This window comes from Cyanobium sp. Aljojuca 7D2, from assembly GCF_024346415.1.
Taxonomy (GTDB): Bacteria; Cyanobacteriota; Cyanobacteriia; order PCC-6307; family Cyanobiaceae; genus Cyanobium_A.
This window is the reverse complement of the sequence record NZ_JAGQCX010000002.1, coordinates 196356-213562: the sequence shown is the minus strand read 5'-3', so window position 1 is coordinate 213562 and position 17207 is coordinate 196356. Positions and strand designations below refer to the sequence as shown.

The window sequence follows — 17207 nt, the reverse complement described above, 5'->3', positions numbered from 1 at the left end:
AGCCCGCAGGTCCCCGGCAACGCTCAGCTCAGGGCCTTGATCTTGAGGCCGTCGAGATAGGCCTTCGGGTTTTCGGGATCGAACACCACGCCGTCGAAGAAGGTTTCCTTGCCGCGGGAATCGCTGGCGGGGATCGCAGCCTGCTGGCCGATGGCCGTAGCCGCTTCCTTCCAGAGGTCAGCGCGGTTCACCTTGTTCACCAGGGCATCGATGTCGGTGTTGGCCGGCAGGTAGCCCCAGCGCATGTCCTCGGTCACGAACCAGGCGTCGTGGCTCTTGTAGGGGAAGGAGGCGTTCTCGCTCCAGAAGCGCATTTTCAGCGGGCTGTTCTTCACAACCCGACCATCGCCGTAGTCGATGTCGCCGGCGAGGCGGGGCTTGATGTCAGCCACGCTGGCTTTGAAGTACTTGTCTTTTGCGGTGATTTCGCACAGTTCGTTGAGGTTGGCAGGGTCTTCGCACCACATCTGGGCTTCCTGCACAGCCATCAGCAGAGCCTTGGCGGCCTTGGGGTTCTGATCCACCCAGTCGGCGCGCATCGAGAAGGCTTTCTCGGGGTGGAATTTCCACAGCTCACCGGTCACGGCGGCGGTGTAGCCCAGCTTCTTGTTCACCAGCCGCTGGTTCCACGGTTCACCCACGCAGAAGGTGTCCATGGTTCCGGTCTGCATGTTGGCCACCATCTGCGGCGGGGGCACCACCACGAGGTCGGCATCTTTGTTCGGGTCGATGCCGTTGGCGGCCAGCCAGTAGCGCATCCACAGGTCGTGGGTGCCGCCGGGGAAGGTCACGGCCGCCTTGAACTTCTTGCCCTTGCCGCTCGCTTGCTGAGCTGCCTTGGTCAGACCGGCCTTGTTGTCGATGGTGAGCTTGTCGGCGAGGAAGTCTTTCGACACCGACAGGCCCTGACCCTGCAGATTGAGCCGCGCCAGGGTGTACATCGGCAGCGGCTGTTTGCTCTTGGTGATGGTGCCGGCGGTGAGCAGCAGCGGCATGGGTGAGAGGATGTGAGCGCCGTCGATGCCGCCCTTGGCGCTGCCCAGCTCGAGGTTGTCGCGGGTCACGGCCCAGGAGGTCTGCTTCACGACCTTCACGTCGGGCATGCCGTGCTTGGCGAAGAAACCCTTCTCCTTGGCGATGATCAGCGGGGCCGCGTCGGTGAGGGCGATGAAGCCCAAAGTGGCGCCCGCCACTTCAGGTGCATCCGCGCCGGACGCTGTGCTGGCGGTGGGGGGTTTTTTGCTGCTACCACCGCAGGCGGCAAGCCACAGGGCCCCCGCAGCTGAGCCGGCGGCCGTGATCAGAAATTTGCGGCGGGACAGATTGGACATGGATGGGACTGGTGCGTGAAGGGCTCGTCGCCAAACAAACAGCCGCCCTCCACCCAGCAATGGCGGGCGGAAGACGGCATGGGCGGCTGGTGCTGGTGTTGGCGCACAAGCTGACCAACAGGGACAGATCACCATGGCAGCCGTGACCCTGAAGGTTGCCGTTGTTACGGATCCGGGGATTGAGGGGTGCCGCTTGAGCTCAGGAGCTGGCGCAGGCGCTCGCCACTGCGGGCTGCCAGAAAGGCGCTGGCCTGCGCGAGGGCTTCCGTCAGTGAGCTGAACTGGTCGGACAACCAGAGGTAGGCACCCACGTTCCAGAGCAGGGCGTTGACCAGAGGGCCCTCCCCCCGAAGGGCAGCCCCAGCCTGCACCCGCCAGGTGTCCAGATCGCTCCAGGGCAGCTCATCGCTGTGCAAGCCATGGTCGCGGGGGTGGACCAGGATGCGCTCCGGTTCCCGGCCCTGGCGCAGCCGGGCCGTGATGCCGGCCCGGGAGGTGGGCAGATCCGTGGATCCCTCCAGTCCCTTGACGGTGAGAACGTCCGTTTCACCGGCGGCGGCCAGGGCTTCCCAGGCCCGGCTCTCGGTGGGTGGATGCACGAAGCCGCTCACCAGCAGGTGGTCGCCGCGATGGGGCGTCCACAGCAGCTCCAGGCTGGCCACCGGTGGGCGTTTGCCGATTTCGTCGCGGGCCGGCAGCAACCGTTCGGCGGCGGGGAAGTGATCGGGTTGGTGGCTGAGGGCGAGGTTGTGATCGGTCAACCGCTGCTGCAGGGCGGCCAGGCTCAGCCCGCGCCACTCGATCCCGAGCGCCGCGAACAGCTCCGCCAGGGTGATGCCGAATTTCACCGGCATCGGTTGGCCGCCGTGGAGCACCACCGGCAGCCCGGCGCTGGCCAGCACCAGGGCGATCAGCGGCAGCAAGGGAGCTGTGCGGCTGCGGCCGTCGTAGGGCACGCCGAAGCAGAGGGCCCGCCGCCCCGGTGTCTCCAGCACCGGGCCATGGCTGCGGTAGCTGTCGAGCATGCCGGTCAGTTCGATCGGCAGGGGTCGGCGGATCCGGTGGGCGATCAGGAACGCCCCCAGCTGGGCGTCACTGGCCAGGCCCTGCAGCATCAGGTGCATCGCCTCGCGGGCTTCCTCGCGGCTGAGGCCCGTGCTGGTGTGCTCGCCGCTGCCCACCTTGCCGATCAGCTCCCGGAAGCGGGCCCGTTCGGGACCGAGAGCCTCCAGCTGGCGCTGGCGGCGGTCATCGGTCAACGGATCAGTTGGTAGCGGTTGCAACACGGCAGGCGGGTGTGACGGCGGACGATGCAACGGTCTCCTGAAAGGAGATCCTCGGTTACCGGGTGGCTCCGCTGTGCTGGCCGCCACCTTTCCAATCCGATTCCAGCGGCGCAGCCCTCATTGGCGTTTGCTCGGACCCCCGTCGTTGCACTGGTGCGACGGGATCCCCGAGGCCCTTGTTGTTGCTGCACTTGTCATGACCCGCTCATCGGCTCCCCTCGCCGAGTCCCCGGCTGCCCTCACCAAGATCGAGCAGGCCAAGGCCGAGCTCTGCGGACTGGAGCTGGCACCGCGCCTTGCGGAGCTGGGCCGCCAGGGCTGGGAAGCGCTCGATGAGGCCACGCTCACGATCCGGCTCAAGTGGCTGGGCATCTTTTTCCGCCCGGTCACGCCCGGGCGCTTCATGGTGCGGCTGCGCCTGCCCAACGGTGTGATCACCACTGAGCAGCTGGCGGCGCTGGCTGAGGCTGTCGACCGTTGTGGTGAGCACGGCAGCGCCGACCTCACCACCCGCCAGAACATCCAGCTGCGGGGCCTGCTCCTGGAGGACATGGCACCCTTGATGGGGGAGCTGGAGCGGGTCGGCCTCACCAGCCGCCAGTCGGGCCACGACAACCCGCGCAACGTCACCGGCAATCCCCTGGCCGGCATCGACCCCGAGGAGATCGTCGACACCCGGCCCCTGGTGGATGCCATCCAGGCGGCCCTGCTGGGTCCGGCCGGCCCGCGCAACCTGCCCCGCAAGTTCAACGTGGCCGTCGGCGGCGCTCCCGACAGCTTTCTCCTCCACAACGACCTGGCCTTCCTGCCGGCCCACCACAACGGCGCGCTGGGCTTCACGGTGATGGTGGGCGGTTTCTTCTCGGCCCAGCGCAACGAACTGGCGATCCCGCTGGGGCTGTGGCTGCCGGCCGAGCAGCTACCCGGCTTCACCCTGGCGGTGCTGCGCCACTACGAGCGCTCCGGCAATCGCCAGCAGCGCAACAAGAGCCGGTTGATGTATCTGATCGACCAGCTGGGTGTGGAGAGCTATCGCCAGGCGGTGCTCAGCACCTGGGCGGAGCTGGCCGCTGAGCTGGGGCAGGGCCAGGCCGGTGATCCCGCCACCGCTGCCGCCCACGACGGCAGCCATCTGGTGACCCGGGCGCCCCGCGATGGCCTGGGTGTGCAATCTCAAAAGCAGCACGGCCTGCACTGGGCGGGGCTGCATGTGCCGATGGGGCGCCTGGATGCCGAGGGGATGGTGGAGCTGGCCCGGCTGGCCCGCATCTATGGCAGCGGCGAGCTGCGCCTCACCGAGGCCCAGAACGTGCTGATCGTGAATGTGCCCGGCGAGGGTGTGGAGGCCCTGCTGGCCGAACCGCTGCTGCAGCGCTTCCGCCTCGATCCCTCACCCCTGCAGGCCGAGGCGGTGAGCTGCACCGGCAACGCCTATTGCAGCTTCGCCCTGATCCCCACCAAGGGAGCGGCCCAGGCGGTGCTGGAGGAGCTGGAGCAGCGCGTTGAGCTGCCCCATGCGGTGCGGATGCACTGGACTGGCTGCCCCAACGCCTGCGGCCAGCCCTACATGGGCCAGATCGGTCTGATGGGTGCCAAGGCCCGCAAGGACGGCGAGATGGTGGAGGCTGCCAAGATTTTTCTGGGCGGGTCAATGGACACCGAGCCGAAGCTGGCCGAGCTGCATGACAAGGGCGTGCCGCTCAGCGACCTGCCGGATGTGCTCGAGCAGTTGCTCGTGGAGCGCTTCGGCGCCCGCCGCCGGCCAATGCCAGCGTGAATTGTTGATCCAGCCTCTCCGGGGCCAGATCCAGCACCGCAGCCTCTCCGTTTTGCCAAGCTTTCCTGACCCGGCGGTATGCATCGTTTGAATCCCGCCGAGGCGCCGTTCCGCTTACCTCCCTGCGGCCATCCGGATCGCTTGCCAGAGCTGCAGCGCTGGCGCCGGACGTCCGGATGGCATGCCGCTGGCTGGGTGGCCGCGATTGAGGCTGGCTCCGTTGCCGTCGATGTCGACCTGCTCGCGGTGCTGGCAGAACGCCTGGATGGGCCATCGGCCCTGCGCCTGCTGCGTTGGTGGTGGCAGCTACCCAGCCCTGATCCCCGCTGGCCGGCACTGATCGGCGGGGTTCGCGATCCTTTGCTGGCGACCTGGCTGCGGGATCGCCTGGCCAGTCCAGACCAGTCTGGAGCCCCTGAGATGAGCGCTTGCCTGTTGCCGTTGCTGGGCTTCCAGCGCCAGCCCCAGGACGGGGCTCTCTTGGCCCGTTGGGCCTTGGCTCCGCAGCCTGGTGCGGTGCGGCGCGCGGCCCTGGAGGGGTTGGCCGTTGGCCTCAGTGCCTGGCCGCAGGCCGTCCTGGCTAGCTGGCTGCGACGCCTCGCTACCGACCACGATCCCTCGCTCGCCGCTGCAGCGGTCGATCTGCTGGCCCGTTTGCCCGCGGCCCGCGCCCAGTTGGTCTCCCTGGCGGGTGTGTCCCTGGATGCTGCGGTGGAGCAGCGGCGTCAGCGGCGGCTGGCGGGTCTGTCCCTCCCCCAGGCCCTGGCCAGCTCCCTGCTGCTGGTGGTGCACGGCCGCGCCGGCGGGGTGGTGCCTCCGGAGCTGTTGGAGCTGGCGGCTGAGCTGGAGCGGCGTCGGCGAGCGCCGGTGTTGCTACAGGCCCTCACCGGCGAGCCACCCGGGCGACCTGCTGCTGTGGGCGCGTCCAGCGTGCTGCCGCTCACCCTGGTGCCCCTGATGCTCCTTCCGGGCGGCCATGTGCGGTACGACATTCCCGCCATCGCCACCCATTGGCGGCTGCATGGCCCCGTGCGGCGACTGCCTTTTTTAGGCGCCTGGCCCGCCTGGCAACGGGCCCTGGTCGCGGAGTTGGCTGAGCTGCGCGAGCGGGCGGCCCAGCCCCTGCTGCTGCACCATCCCCTGGAGGGCCCTCTGGCCCGGCGTTTCCTCGCCCATCTGGAGGCGTGCACCGGCGCCCGCTGCGTGCCCGCTTCATACAGTGACCCCAGTGGCGAGGGTCTCCTGAGCAGCCTGATCCCAGCCCCGATCGCCGGCGCTCCAGCACCGCCGCCCCTGCTGCCCCTGGCCCTGGCCGCCAACCGGCTCACCGACAGCCTCGCCTCCCTGGTGGGTCCGCCGTTGTTGCAGCGCGCTCGCTTTCGTCAGCTGCTGCTGGCCGAGCTGGAGGCCCTGCCATGAGCGGCGCCAACCCGCCGGGCACGGTGTATCTGGTGGGGGCGGGCCCGGGGGATCCCGATCTGCTCACGGTGAAGGCCCAGCGCCTGCTGCAGCAGTGCGACGCGCTGGTGTACGACTCGCTCGTGCCGCGCGAGGTGCTGGCCCTGGTGCCGGACAGCGCCGAGAAGCATTTCGTGGGCAAGCGCCGCGGCCACCACTCGGTGCCCCAGCCCTCCACCAATGCGGTGCTGGTGGAGCTGGCGGGCCGGTGCCGCTGCGTGGTGCGCCTCAAGGGCGGCGATCCGTTTTTGTTTGGCCGCGGCGGTGAGGAAGCCGCCCACCTGGAGCGCCAGGGGGTGCCCGTGGAGGTGGTGCCGGGGGTGACCGCGGGCATCGCTGCTCCGGCTTACGTGGGCATTCCGGTGACCCACCGGCGGGCCGGCAGCTCCGTCACGTTTGTGACCGGCCATGAGGAGATCGACAAGGCCCGGCCCGGCGTCGACTGGCGCGGCCTGGCCCGCAGCAGCGACGGCCTGGTGATCTACATGGGGCTGCACAACCTGCCCCACATCTGCGAAGAGTTGATCGCCGGGGGCCTCGATCCGTCGACGCCCGCCGCTGCGGTGCAACAGGGCACGGTGCGCGGACAGCGCTGGGTGATTGCCGAGTTGGCCCAGCTGGCGGCTGAGGTGTGCCGCGCGGAGCTGGCCTCCCCCTCGATCGTGGTGATCGGGGAGGTGGTGAATCAGCGGGTGGCGTCCTGTGCTCCCGAGCCGGCGGCGGTGGAGATGCCGATCCCCTTCTGAGCCAGCCACGCGCAACCAGCCAGGGAACTGGCCTGTGGGAGCGGGGATTGGGTAGTCGATGCAACGGCCGGGATCAGGGGTGGTGCGGTTCATTGAGCCATTCCTTTGGTGCCGGTTGGTCGGCACCTCTTCCCATGTCCGCCACCCCCAAGACGGCGCCGATGTTTGAGCTGGTCCCCTATGAGAAGTTTCGCGATACCCCCGCAGTCCGCTTCTTCGACATCACCGTTGCTGACTCCAATGCCCGCGATCTGGTGATCCACTCCGGTCCGGCCGTCAGCCCCCCCGATGAGGAGAAGACCGGTGCCTGGCAGTTCTATCTGCATCCCCACCAGGAGGACAACCTGCTGGCCCTGCATGGCGGGCGCACGTTTTACCTGGTGAATTTCGGCTGGAACTATCCCTTCCACATCGTGCGGCTCGAGACCGGTGGCGACATCCTGCGCATTCCCCCCGGCACCTTCCATCGCTCGGTGTCCGATCACGATGGCTCGGTGGTGCTCAACCAGGCCGTGCGCGAGGAGGGTGCATCGGTGCTGCGCGAATTCCGCGTTTACAACAGCCGCCTGATCCCCCGGCTGTTTGCCACCACCTTCAAGACGGCACCCCTGCCGAAGTTGCATGGAGTGAGCTGGTAAGCGCCGGCTCCTCAATCTCCGCCTCAATGCTCCACTCCAGGGCGCTTTCAACGCCGGCGGGGCCGGAGAAGCTGCCCGTGATGGCGGCCGTGAGTTCGGGCTTGGAGGAGGTGGCCAGGGTGATGTAGCGATCGTCGATCACGCCCATGCCGCTGGGGTCGAAGCCCCGCCACCCCGCGCCCGGCAGGTACACCTCCGCCCAGGCGTGTAGGTCGTAGCGCTCGGGTTTCGGCTCCACCAGGTGGTAGCCGCTCACGAAGCGGGCCGGCAGCCCGACGCAGCGGCAGGCTTCCACCATCAGCATGGCCAGGTCGCGGCAGGAGCCCACCCGCTCCTTGAGGGTGCGCCCGGCGGGCCAGGCGGGGCCCACGTGGCGCTGGGTGTACTTGACCCGGTCTTGGATCATTTCCACCAGCTGCTGCAGAAACATCAAGGCCCGCTGATCGCTCCCCATCAGGGCTTCCTGGGCCACGTCCACCGCCGCGGGATCGTGCTGGCCGTTGGGCAGCCAGCCCTCGAGGCTGCCCGCCAGGTCGCCGTTCAGATGGCCCACCGGATAGGGCAGCAGCGGCTCGTTGTCTTCCAGGCAGGCCTGCAGCAGCGGCGCTGTTTCGGTGTCCACCAGGCTGCTGGCCCGCACGGTGAAGGCGTCTGCGGCACCACTGAAGCGGGCCCGCAAAATCTCATCACCACTGGCCGCCACCAGGGGGTAGAGCCGCCCCGGCTCCGGACAGATGGCCAGCTGAAAATCCAACAGCCGCTGGAAGCCATGGCCCCTGGGCTTCAGGCAGAAGCGGTGGGGCCCCAGCAGCACGGGCGCGCTGTACCGGTAGCTGAAGGTGTGGATTACGCGGGCACGCATGCGGGCTCGGCGATGAAGTAGCGCTGCTCGATCAGATCATGGAGCCGGTTGAGGTTGCTCTGCAGGGCGTCAATCGACTCATGTAAGCCCTCGGCCACCAGCTCGTCGATGGAGGTGTAGCTCCAGCGGGCCAGGGTCAGTCCGCTGAGGCATTCGAGCTCATCGGGAGCCCCAGGCACCGCCTGGCCGCGCACGATCTTGAGGGCTTCGTTGATGCGCCCCAGGCAGTAGCGCACCGATCGCGGGAAGATCGGGTCGAGCAGCAGAAAGGAGGCCACGGCCTTGGGTTCGATCGCCTGCTGGCGCGACTGGCGGAACATCTGGTATGCCCCGGCGCTGCGCAGCAGGGAGATCCACTGCAGTTCATCCAGCACGCCGCCCACCTCATCGGGGGAGGGCAGCAGCAGGAAGTACTTCACATCGAGGATGCGGGTCGTTTTTTCAGCCCGCTCCAGCACCCGTCCCAGCCGGCTGAACTGCCAGGAGAGGTCGCGGCTGAGGGTGGCATCGGTGATGCCATAGAAGAGTTGGCAGGCGCGGCGGATGTCGCGCAGCTGCTCCTGGGGCGGTTGCTTCCAGAAGCCCTCGTTGTCGAGCAGGGTCCAATAGATGTCGTTGAGCTGCTCCCACATTTCGGTGGTGATCACCTCGCGGATCTGGCGGGCGTTTTCCCGGGCGATGGCGATGCAGTTCACCACGCTGTTGGGGTTGTTCTCGGCCCGCACCAGAAACTCCACCACCTGGTCGGCTCCACCGGTTGGATAGAGGCGATCGAACAGCTCCCGGTCGCCACTGGCATCCACCAGGGGCAACCAGGGCTCGGCGCTGCCGGGCGGGCAGTCGAGCGCCATGGCCTCGCTCACCTCCACAAAGCGCGAGATGTTTTCGGCCCGCTCCACGTAGCGGTTGATCCAGTAGAGCGAATCGGCTACGCGGCTCAGCATGGCAAGGCCTCCTCGTTCTCGCTGACGATCCAGGTGTCCTTGCAACCGCCCCCCTGGGAGGAGTTCACCACCAGCGAACCCCGGCGCAGGGCCACGCGGGTGAGGCCGCCGGGGCTCACCCAAGCCCCCTTGCCGCGCAGCACGTAGGGCCGCAGATCGACGTGGCAGGGGAATAGTTCGCCTTCGCTCAGGGATGGAACGGTGGAGAGCTCCAGGGTGGGCTGGGCGATGTAATTGCGGGGATCGGCCTGGATCTTGGCGGCGAATTCAGCGATCTCCGCGCCGCTGGCATGGGGGCCAATCAACATGCCGTAGCCGCCGGCCTCGGCCACCGCCTTCACCACCAGCTCACCCAGGTGGGCCAGCACATAGGTGCGGTCGTCCTCCCGGGAGCAGAGATAGGTGGGCACGTTTTCGATGATCGGTTCTTCGCCCAGGTAGTAGCGGATCATCTCCGGCACGTAGGCGTAGATCAGCTTGTCGTCGGCGACGCCGGTGCCCGGCGCATTGGCGATCGCCACCCGGCCGGCCCGGTAGGCCGACATCAGGCCCCGAACCCCCAGCATCGAATCGCTGCGGAACACCGCTGGATCGAGGAAGTCGTCGTCGATGCGCCGGTAGATCACATCCACCGGTTCGAGGCCGGCGGTGCTGCGCATCCACACCCGGTCGTCCTGGCAGATCAGATCGCGACCCTCCACCAGCTGGATGCCCATCTGTTGGGCCAGGTAGCTGTGCTCGAAATAGGCGCTGTTGAACACCCCGGGGGTGAGCAGCACCACCTTGGGGGTGTCGGTCCAGGGGGCGAGTTCCCGCAGGGTCTGGAGCAGGTGGGAGGGGTAATCGTCGATCGGTTGCACCGTGCGTCCCGAGAAAAGGCTCGGGAACATCCGTTTCATCACCCGCCGGTTTTCCAGGAAGTAGGCCACACCGGAGGGGCAGCGCAGGTTGTCTTCCAGCACGCGCCAGGTGCCCTGGCCGTCGCGCACCAGATCCAGGCCGGAGATGTGGCACCAGCGGCCTAGGGGCGGCTCAAATCCCTGCAGTTGGGGGCGCCAGCCCTGGGAACTCTCGACGTCTTCGCGGGGAATCACGCCGTCTTTGAGGATCCGCTGGGGCCCGTAGACGTCGGCGAGGAAAAGGTCAATGGCCTCGAGGCGCTGAAACAGGCCTCGCTCCAGGGTCTGCCAATCGCCGCTGCTGATCAGGCGGGGCAGGGGGTCGAAGGGCAGGATGCGCTCGCCTCCCTGGCTGCCGGAGCCGTTGAGGCGAAAGGTGGCCCCCAGGCGCCGCAGCAGCACGCCGGCCGCGGCGTGGTTGCGGTTGAGTTCATCGAGGCCCAGTTGGCCCAGGGAGGAGAGCAGGGGGCTCAGGGCGCTGCGCGGCACATCGACGGCACTGAAGTATTCGTCGTAGCCCCCACTGGGTTTGTATTCGGTAAACATGCCGGACCACTGGGCGTGGCGGGATCATGTCCAGCCGTGGGGGTCAGTGCCGGTGTGGGTTGCTACGAAAGATCAGCAACAGCAGATCTCGCTACAAAAGAAAGTACCGCTGGGCCATCGGCAGCACCTCGGCGGGCTCGCAGGTGAGCAGTTGGCCGTCGGCGAATACCTCGTAGGTCTGGGGGTCCACCTCCACCTTGGGCAGGGCGGTGTTGTTCCTCATCGCGCTCTTGCCGATGCCGCTCCGGGTGTTCACCACCGGCACGCAGGGCCGCTTCAGGCCCAGCTGGCGGGGCACATCGGCATCAAGGGCCGCCTGACTCACAAAGGTGAGACAGCTGGGGGCCAGGGCCCCGCCAAAGGCGGCGAACATCGGCCGGCCGTGCACCGGTCCGGGGGTGGGAATCGAGGCGTTGGCATCGCCCATCTGGGCCCACACGATTGAGCCGCCCTTGATCACCAGCTCCGGTTTTACCCCGAAGAAGCCCGGCTTCCACAGCACAAGATCGGCCAGCTTGCCCACCTCCACCGAGCCGATCTGGGAGTCAAGCCCGTGGGCGATGGCCGGATTGATCGTGGTTTTGGCGATGTAGCGCTTGAGGCGTGTGTTGTCGTTGCGTGAGCTGTCTTCAGGCAGGGCACCGCGCTGCACTTTCATCTTGTGGGCGGTCTGGAAGGTGCGGGTGATCACCTCGCCCACCCGGCCCATGGCCTGGGAGTCGCTGGCGATGATCGAGAAGGCGCCCAGGTCGTGGAGGATGTCTTCGGCGGCGATTGTTTCGCGGCGGATGCGCGACTCGGCGAAGGCCACATCTTCCGGGATCTTGGGATCCAGGTGGTGGCACACCATCAGCATGTCGAGGTGCTCCTCGAGGGTGTTCACCGTGTAGGGCCGGGTGGGGTTGGTGCTGCTGGGCAACACGTTGGCCTCGCCGCAGATCTTGATGATGTCGGGGGCGTGGCCGCCGCCGGCTCCTTCGGTGTGGAAGGTGTGGATCGTGCGGCCGCCGATGGCCCGGATGGTGTCCTCCACGAAGCCGGCTTCGTTGAGGGTGTCGGAGTGGATGCACACCTGCACATCCAGCTGGTCGGCCACCGTCAGGCAGCAGTCGATCGCCGCCGGGGTGGTGCCCCAGTCTTCGTGCAGCTTCAGGCCGCAGGCGCCAGCGCGCACCTGCTCTTCGATCGCTTCAGGGGTGGAGGCGTTGCCCTTGCCGTAGAAGCCCAGGTTCACCGGCAGCCCCTCCGCGGCCTGCAGCATGCGGGCCAGGTGGAAGGCGCCGGGGGTGCAGGTGGTGGCGTTGGTGCCGGTGGCCGGGCCGGTGCCTCCGCCCAACAGGGTGGTGACGCCACTGGCCAGGGCGGTTTCGATCTGCTGGGGGCAGATGAAGTGCACGTGGGTATCGATCGAGCCCGCCGTGAGGATGTGACCCTCGCCGGCGATCGCCTCGGTGCCGGGGCCCACCACGATGGTGACGCCGGCCTGGGTGTCGGGGTTGCCCGCTTTGCCGATGGCACAGATGCGCCCGTCGCGCAGGCCGATATCGGCCTTCACGATCCCCCACCAATCCAGGATCAGGGCGTTGGTGATCACCGTGTCCACGGCACCTTCGGCCCGGGTGGTCTGGGCCTGGCCCATGCCGTCGCGGATCACCTTGCCGCCGCCGAATTTCACCTCGTCGCCGTAGACGGTGAAGTCCTGCTCCACTTCCAGGAGCAGGTCGGTGTCGGCCAGCCGCAGCCGGTCGCCGGTGGTGGGGCCGTAGGTCTCGGCGTAGGCGCGGCGGGAGATGCGGTAGGCCATGGGTTGGGGGTGCGGGGGTCGCGCGTCAGTCGAGGGGGCCGTTCACCAGGCCGTTGAAGCCGAACACGCGGCGCTCGCCGGCAAACGGCACCAGCTGCACCTCGCGGCTGTCGCCGGGCTCGAAGCGGATCGCCGTGCCGGCGGGGATGTCGAGCCGCAGGCCGCGGGTGGCGTCGCGGTCGAATTTGAGGGCGCTGTTGGCCTCATGGAAGTGGAAGTGGGAGCCCACCTGCACCGGCCGATCACCCGTGTTGGCCACCAGCACGGTGGTGACGGGCCGGCCGGCATTGAGCTCGAGGTCGCCGGGTTCGGGGAGCAGTTCGCCGGGGATCAGGGGTGGCATCAGGGTGCGGGGGGATCGGAAGGGCTTGCTCAGCGGATGGGGTCGTGCAGGGTCACGAGCTTGGTGCCGTCGGGAAACATCGCTTCGATCTGTACCTCGCTCACCAGCTCCGGAATGCCGTCCATCACTTGGTCGCGGCTCAGCCAGGTACTCCCCTCGGCCATCAGGGCGGCCACGCTTTTGCCATCGCGGGCTCCTTCCAGCACCTGGAAGCTGAGCCAGGCCACGGCCTCGGGGTGATTGAGTTTCAGGCCGCGGTTGAGCCGCCGCTCCGCCAGTAGGGCGGCAGTGACGATCAGCAGCTTGTCTTTTTCCTGGGGGGTGAGATGCATCGCCCAATTCGCATGGCCCAACTCTGGCAGGGACGGTCTCTGGCGTCCCGTTCAGCTTGAACCTCCTGGGGGTGTTGCCAGCGGTTGTTCCTGAAACGGCCACACCCGCGGCAGTTCCGGGGCGGGTAGCCCGCGCAGGGCCCGGATGCGCGCCCATAGCCGGGTAAACCAGAAGCGTGCCGCCTGGCTCGAGGGCCCCCGGTAACGGGCGATCAGCCCCTGGGCCAGGGCACCGCAGGCCATGGTGCCCTCCAGCCCCTGGCGATCCTGGCGGCAGTCGGCCAGCAGCTCCGCCAGGGCTGCAGCCGCTAAGGGTTCCGGGGCGGCCCACACCAGCGATCCCAGCACCGGTTGGCCGGCCATGCCGTGCGCGCCCTCCAAGCTGGCGGCGCAGATCTCCAGTGGATCCACCAGCTCCCAGTGCGGTTCGCCGGGCCCGAGCCGGCGGATGCGCAGGCGGGAGCGCCAGCGGCCCTCCCCCAGGGTTTCGCCGGCGGCGCTGCGGCCCAGCCGCACCACGTCCATGCCCAGCCAACTGGCCCCCGCCGCCAGCTCCACCTCCACGGTCTGCTCCAGCAGCCCACCGGCAAACAGCACCAGCTCCTGGGGCAGCCACTCCAGATCGCTGCCGGCCTCCAGGTTGAACTGGAGCGTCTGCCGGGCCCACTGGCCTTCGGGCGCCAGCCTGGAGCGCCCCACGCTGCCGTACACCTTCTGGGCGGCCGCGCTGGTGAGCAGGGCCCGGCTGGCTGGCCCCAGGCTGGCGTGAATCGTCAGGCGGTCGCCTCCCACAAGCCCACCGGCGGTATGCAGCAGGGGCAGTTCGCAGCGGCCATCGGTGTGTTGAAACGCCCGCTGCAGCTTCAGCGGTGCGGTGGCGCCCCCCTGGTGTGTTGTGACCGGTGTCTCGGCCTGCGGCACGACGAACCGCAGCTCGGCGTTGCCGTGCCAGCTACTCAGGGCCATGGCTGGGAACACCTGCTCCAGGCAAGCTGATCAGGTTCCATGCTGCCGCCGCGATGGCCAGTTCCGCGCCTGCTGCCCAGCCCCTGGTGCTGCGTCAGCGGGGCCTGAGCGGCCCAGTGCCGGCCGATGGGGCCCTGGAGCTGGCTCTCACGGCTGAGGAGCGCACCCGGCTGCGGGGCCAGCGGCACACCCGTTGCGGCCGCGAGCTGCTGTTGCAGCTGCCCCGGGGTGGGGCTTTGGAGCCGGGGGAATGGCTGGGGGCCACAGCGGAGGCTCCGCTGGTGCAGGTGCAGGCGGCAGCGGAGGCCCTGATCCAGGTGCGAAGTGTGGATCCTTTGCCGCTGCTGCAGGCCGCTTACCACCTGGGCAATCGCCACGTGGCCATGGAGATCCATCCCGCCGAGCTGCGGCTGCTGGCCGATCCTGTGCTGGCCCATTTGCTGGAGCATCGAGGATTGCAGGTGGGGCATCTGCAGGCTCCCTTCCGGCCCGAAATGGGTGCCTACGGCCATGACCACTAGCCAGCTGCGGCTGTTCCAGCTGATCAGCCCGGCCCTACCAGTGGGGGCCTTCAGTTACTCGGAGGGGCTGGAGGTGCTGGTGCAGCACGGCCAACTGGCCGATGGCCCGGCGGTGGCGGCCTGGCTCGAGGCCGAACTCTGCCGCGGGGCCCTGACGCTGGAGGCCGCCAGCCTGCCCCGGTTGCTGGTGGCCCCGTTGGCCGAGCTGCGGGAGCGCGACAACTGGTTGCTGGCCCTGCGGGAGGCGGCGGACGTGCGCGCCCAGCAGCGCCAGATGGGGGCCTCGCTGCTGCGGCTGCTGGCCGACCTGGGTTTTGAGCCGCCGGCTCTGGATCTGGCCTGGCCGGCGGCCTTCGCTCTCGCGGGCCGCGCCCTGGAGATCCCCGCTGAGGCGCTGGTGGAGGCCTATCTTTATGGCTGGGTGGCCAACCAGCTCAGCGCGGCGGTGCGGCTGGTGCCGCTGGGGCCCACGCAAGCCCAGCGGCTGCAGCTGGGGCTGGCGCCGTTGATCGCCGCCCGCGCCGCTGAGCTGGTGGTCGCTGATCCTGATGCGCTCTGGAGCGGAGGCGTGGGATCGGGCCTGGCCCAGTTGCGCCATGCCGAGCTCTACTCCAGGCTGTTTCGCAGCTGAGGGCCTCGAATGAGCAAGCTGCGCGTGGGCGTGGCCGGGCCGGTGGGCTCGGGCAAAACCGCCCTGGTGGAGGCCCTTTGCCGCCGGCTGCGCGATCGGCTGCAGCTGGCGGTGGTGACCAACGACATTTATACCCAGGAAGACGCCCAGTTCCTCACCCGCGTCGGCGCCCTGGAGCCCGAGCGCATCCGAGGCGTGGAAACGGGCGGCTGCCCCCACACCGCCATCCGAGAAGACTGCTCGATCAACCGGGCGGCGGTGGCGGAGCTGGAGGCGGCGTTTCCTGATCTGGATCTGGTGCTGGTGGAGAGCGGCGGCGACAACCTTGCTGCCAGCTTCAGCCCCGAGCTGGTGGACCTCTGCATCTACGTGATCGATGTGGCCGCCGGCGACAAGATCCCGCGCAAGGGCGGGCCGGGCATCACCCGCTCCGATCTGCTGGTGATCAACAAGATCGACCTGGCGCCGATGGTGGGCGCGAGCCTTGCGGTGATGGAGGCCGACACCGAGCGCATGCGTGGCGGGCGCCCCTGGTGCTTCACCAACATCCGCACCGGTGAGGGGCTGGATGCTGTGGAGCAGTTTCTTTGGGCTCAGCTGCCCTGATTTGGTAGCCATCGCCACAGACAGTGCCACCCCTGAATGCCCATTGGTTGGGGCGGATTTAGTGGTGTTGATGCCTTCGGCGCAGCGGTTGAAGGAATCGTTGCAACCGCTACACAGCGCAACCCGTTCGGCTGGATACGTTCCAATGCACCGCTGAACAGCAGCGGCACATTCAGCGGTTTTCTCGTAGGAGTTTTTATGCATCCTTCCCTCATGCGCAAGGCGGCCTTCCGTTATGTCGCCGGTGCCACGGCGGTGGCGGCCAGCCTGTCGCTGGTGGCCTGCGGTGGCGGTGAGCAGGCCTCCGGGGACTTTGACGGCGAAGTGAAGGTGGGCATCCTTCACTCCCGCTCCGGCACCATGGCCATCTCCGAAAACACGGTGGCCGAAGCCGAGTTGATGGCCATCGATGAGATCAACGCCAAGGGTGGCGTGTTGGTCGATGGCAAGAAGCTCAAGATCGTTCCGGTTGAGGAAGACGGTGCTTCCGATTGGCCTACCTTTGCTGAGAAAGCTAAGAAGCTGATCGATCAGGATCAGGTGGCCGTCGTCTTCGGTGGCTGGACCTCCGCCAGCCGCAAGGCGATGCTGCCGGTCTTCGAAGCCAAGGACCACTTCCTCTTCTACCCGATTCAGTACGAGGGTCAGGAGTGCTCCAAGAACATCTTCTACAGCGGTGCCTCCCCCAACCAGCAGGCTGAGCCTGCAGTGGACTGGCTGCTGCAGAACAAGGGCAAAGACTTCTTCCTGGTGGGCTCGGATTACGTGTATCCACGTACCGCTAACACCATCATGAAGGAGCAGCTCAAGGCCAACGGTGGCAAGGTGGTGGGCGAGGACTACTTGCCCCTCGGTAACACGGAAGTGGCTCCGATCATTGCCAAGATCAAGCAGGCCTTGCCCAAGGGCGGTGTGATCGTTAACACCCTCAACGGCGACAGCAATGTGGCCTTCTTTAAACAGATGAAGGCCGCTGGGATCACCCCCGCCAATGGCTACTCGATCATGAGCTTCTCGATCGCCGAAGAGGAGATCGCCGCCATTGGTCCTGAATATCTCGAAGGCACCTATGCGGCCTGGAACTACTTCCAGAGCCTCGACACCCCGGCCTCCAAGGAGTTCACCAAAAACTTCAAGGCCAAGTACGGCGACAACCGGGTCACGAACGACCCAGCTGAAGCCGCCTACATGATGGTGTACCTCTGGGCTGCTGCTGCTGAGAAGGCCAACAGCGTGGATGACAACAAGGTGCGCGAAGCCCTGATTGGGGTGAGCTTCGATGCTCCAGAGGGCAAGGTGACCGTGCAGCCCAACCACCACGTCGAGAAGCTCGTGCTGATCGGTGAGGTGCAGAAGGATGGCATGTTCAAGATCCTCGAGAACAAAGGCTTCGTGAAGCCTGTGGCCTGGAACCAGTACGTGCCCGAAACCAAGGGCTACACCTGTGACTGGACCCAGAATCGTCCCGACGCCGGCAAGTTCAAGATGTGAGCCTTGGGCTTGCTACTTGCATCATG

General features: G+C 67.5%; 17 protein-coding genes. 8 read left to right on the top strand and 9 right to left on the bottom strand.

Annotated elements, in window-relative coordinates; all coding sequences use genetic code 11:
- Positions 1 to 23: 23 nt before the first annotated feature.
- Positions 24 to 1331, bottom strand: a complete 1308-nt coding sequence (locus KBY57_RS03370; protein WP_254994462.1) for a CmpA/NrtA family ABC transporter substrate-binding protein — start codon at positions 1329 to 1331, stop codon at positions 24 to 26.
- A 164-nt stretch (positions 1332 to 1495) separates the two neighbouring features.
- On the bottom strand, positions 1496 to 2590 hold the full coding sequence (locus KBY57_RS03365; RefSeq protein ID WP_254994461.1) for an anthranilate phosphoribosyltransferase family protein: 1095 nt from the start codon (positions 2588 to 2590) through the stop codon (positions 1496 to 1498).
- Between the two features lie 223 nt (positions 2591 to 2813).
- Between KBY57_RS03365 and KBY57_RS03360 the strand changes: the two genes are divergently transcribed.
- The 4 genes from KBY57_RS03360 to KBY57_RS03345 all read left to right on the top strand — a co-directional run bounded on the left by KBY57_RS03360 (position 2814) and on the right by KBY57_RS03345 (position 7236).
- Positions 2814 to 4394, top strand: a complete 1581-nt coding sequence (locus KBY57_RS03360; protein ID WP_254994460.1) for a ferredoxin--nitrite reductase — start codon at positions 2814 to 2816, stop codon at positions 4392 to 4394.
- Between the two features lie 78 nt (positions 4395 to 4472).
- A complete protein-coding gene (locus KBY57_RS03355; protein WP_254994459.1) occupies positions 4473 to 5813 on the top strand; it encodes a hypothetical protein in 1341 nt (446 codons plus the stop codon).
- Positions 5810 to 6598: a uroporphyrinogen-III C-methyltransferase gene (cobA, locus tag KBY57_RS03350; protein WP_254994458.1), complete on the top strand. Its 789-nt coding sequence runs from the start codon at positions 5810 to 5812 to the stop codon at positions 6596 to 6598. The genes KBY57_RS03355 and cobA overlap by 4 nt, the downstream gene beginning before the upstream one ends.
- A gap of 161 nt (positions 6599 to 6759) precedes the next feature.
- Positions 6760 to 7236, top strand: coding sequence for a redox protein (locus KBY57_RS03345; protein WP_254994627.1), 477 nt, complete (start codon positions 6760 to 6762; stop codon positions 7234 to 7236).
- On the opposite strand, the gene KBY57_RS03340 is transcribed toward KBY57_RS03345, so the two are convergent.
- From KBY57_RS03340 to KBY57_RS03310, 7 genes are all read right to left on the bottom strand, one after another.
- Positions 7193 to 8098 (bottom strand): transglutaminase family protein, encoded by a 906-nt coding sequence (locus KBY57_RS03340; protein WP_254994457.1) that lies wholly within the window; start codon positions 8096 to 8098, stop codon positions 7193 to 7195. The genes KBY57_RS03345 and KBY57_RS03340 overlap by 44 nt on opposite strands.
- Positions 8083 to 9042, bottom strand: coding sequence for an alpha-E domain-containing protein (locus KBY57_RS03335; RefSeq protein ID WP_254994456.1), 960 nt, complete (start codon positions 9040 to 9042; stop codon positions 8083 to 8085). Before KBY57_RS03335 ends, KBY57_RS03340 begins: the two co-directional genes overlap by 16 nt.
- Positions 9036 to 10487, bottom strand: coding sequence for a circularly permuted type 2 ATP-grasp protein (locus KBY57_RS03330; RefSeq protein WP_254994455.1), 1452 nt, complete (start codon positions 10485 to 10487; stop codon positions 9036 to 9038). The genes KBY57_RS03335 and KBY57_RS03330 overlap by 7 nt, the downstream gene beginning before the upstream one ends.
- Positions 10488 to 10578: 91 nt before the next feature.
- On the bottom strand, positions 10579 to 12291 hold the full coding sequence (ureC, locus tag KBY57_RS03325; protein ID WP_254994454.1) for an urease subunit alpha: 1713 nt from the start codon (positions 12289 to 12291) through the stop codon (positions 10579 to 10581).
- A gap of 25 nt (positions 12292 to 12316) precedes the next feature.
- Positions 12317 to 12634 (bottom strand): urease subunit beta, encoded by a 318-nt coding sequence (locus KBY57_RS03320; protein ID WP_254994453.1) that lies wholly within the window; start codon positions 12632 to 12634, stop codon positions 12317 to 12319.
- A gap of 29 nt (positions 12635 to 12663) precedes the next feature.
- Positions 12664 to 12966, bottom strand: a complete 303-nt coding sequence (locus KBY57_RS03315; protein ID WP_254994452.1) for an urease subunit gamma — start codon at positions 12964 to 12966, stop codon at positions 12664 to 12666.
- 51 nt (positions 12967 to 13017) lie between these two features.
- Complete coding sequence (locus KBY57_RS03310; protein ID WP_254994451.1) at positions 13018 to 13932, bottom strand: urease accessory protein UreD; 915 nt, start codon at positions 13930 to 13932, stop codon at positions 13018 to 13020.
- 53 nt (positions 13933 to 13985) lie between these two features.
- Here KBY57_RS03310 and ureE point away from each other — a divergent pair, with 53 nt between their 5' ends.
- The 4 genes from ureE (at position 13986) to urtA (ending at position 17181) form a co-directional block, all read left to right on the top strand.
- Complete coding sequence (gene ureE / locus KBY57_RS03305; RefSeq protein WP_254994450.1) at positions 13986 to 14453, top strand: urease accessory protein UreE; 468 nt, start codon at positions 13986 to 13988, stop codon at positions 14451 to 14453.
- The gene (locus KBY57_RS03300; RefSeq protein WP_254994449.1) at positions 14443 to 15084 is read left to right on the top strand and encodes an urease accessory protein UreF; all 642 of its coding nucleotides are present in this window, start codon (positions 14443 to 14445) and stop codon (positions 15082 to 15084) included. The genes ureE and KBY57_RS03300 overlap by 11 nt, the downstream gene beginning before the upstream one ends.
- Before the next feature lie 9 nt (positions 15085 to 15093).
- Positions 15094 to 15690 (top strand): urease accessory protein UreG, encoded by a 597-nt coding sequence (ureG, locus tag KBY57_RS03295; protein ID WP_254994448.1) that lies wholly within the window; start codon positions 15094 to 15096, stop codon positions 15688 to 15690.
- 198 nt (positions 15691 to 15888) lie between these two features.
- Entirely contained in the window at positions 15889 to 17181 is a 1293-nt protein-coding gene (gene urtA / locus KBY57_RS03290; RefSeq protein WP_409996393.1) for an urea ABC transporter substrate-binding protein, read from the top strand.
- Positions 17182 to 17207: the final 26 nt, after the last annotated feature.

What these genes read in the sequence shown, in the direction of transcription:
- KBY57_RS03370 (WP_254994462.1), bottom strand. Translation starts at nt 1,331, where the DNA reads ATGTCCAATCTGTCCCGCCGCAAATTTCTGATCACGGCCGCCGGCTCA.
- KBY57_RS03300 (WP_254994449.1), top strand. Translation starts at nt 14,443, where the DNA reads ATGACCACTAGCCAGCTGCGGCTGTTCCAGCTGATCAGCCCGGCCCTA.
- KBY57_RS03320 (WP_254994453.1), bottom strand. Translation starts at nt 12,634, where the DNA reads ATGCCACCCCTGATCCCCGGCGAACTGCTCCCCGAACCCGGCGACCTC.
- KBY57_RS03315 (WP_254994452.1), bottom strand. Translation starts at nt 12,966, where the DNA reads ATGCATCTCACCCCCCAGGAAAAAGACAAGCTGCTGATCGTCACTGCC.
- ureG (WP_254994448.1), top strand. Translation starts at nt 15,094, where the DNA reads ATGAGCAAGCTGCGCGTGGGCGTGGCCGGGCCGGTGGGCTCGGGCAAA.
- cobA (WP_254994458.1), top strand. Translation starts at nt 5,810, where the DNA reads ATGAGCGGCGCCAACCCGCCGGGCACGGTGTATCTGGTGGGGGCGGGC.
- urtA (WP_409996393.1), top strand. Translation starts at nt 15,889, where the DNA reads ATGCATCCTTCCCTCATGCGCAAGGCGGCCTTCCGTTATGTCGCCGGT.
- KBY57_RS03360 (WP_254994460.1), top strand. Translation starts at nt 2,814, where the DNA reads ATGACCCGCTCATCGGCTCCCCTCGCCGAGTCCCCGGCTGCCCTCACC.
- KBY57_RS03345 (WP_254994627.1), top strand. Translation starts at nt 6,760, where the DNA reads ATGTTTGAGCTGGTCCCCTATGAGAAGTTTCGCGATACCCCCGCAGTC.
- KBY57_RS03335 (WP_254994456.1), bottom strand. Translation starts at nt 9,042, where the DNA reads ATGCTGAGCCGCGTAGCCGATTCGCTCTACTGGATCAACCGCTACGTG.
- KBY57_RS03355 (WP_254994459.1), top strand. Translation starts at nt 4,473, where the DNA reads ATGCATCGTTTGAATCCCGCCGAGGCGCCGTTCCGCTTACCTCCCTGC.
- KBY57_RS03340 (WP_254994457.1), bottom strand. Translation starts at nt 8,098, where the DNA reads ATGCGTGCCCGCGTAATCCACACCTTCAGCTACCGGTACAGCGCGCCC.
- KBY57_RS03330 (WP_254994455.1), bottom strand. Translation starts at nt 10,487, where the DNA reads ATGTTTACCGAATACAAACCCAGTGGGGGCTACGACGAATACTTCAGT.
- KBY57_RS03310 (WP_254994451.1), bottom strand. Translation starts at nt 13,932, where the DNA reads ATGGCCCTGAGTAGCTGGCACGGCAACGCCGAGCTGCGGTTCGTCGTG.
- ureE (WP_254994450.1), top strand. Translation starts at nt 13,986, where the DNA reads ATGGCCAGTTCCGCGCCTGCTGCCCAGCCCCTGGTGCTGCGTCAGCGG.
- ureC (WP_254994454.1), bottom strand. Translation starts at nt 12,291, where the DNA reads ATGGCCTACCGCATCTCCCGCCGCGCCTACGCCGAGACCTACGGCCCC.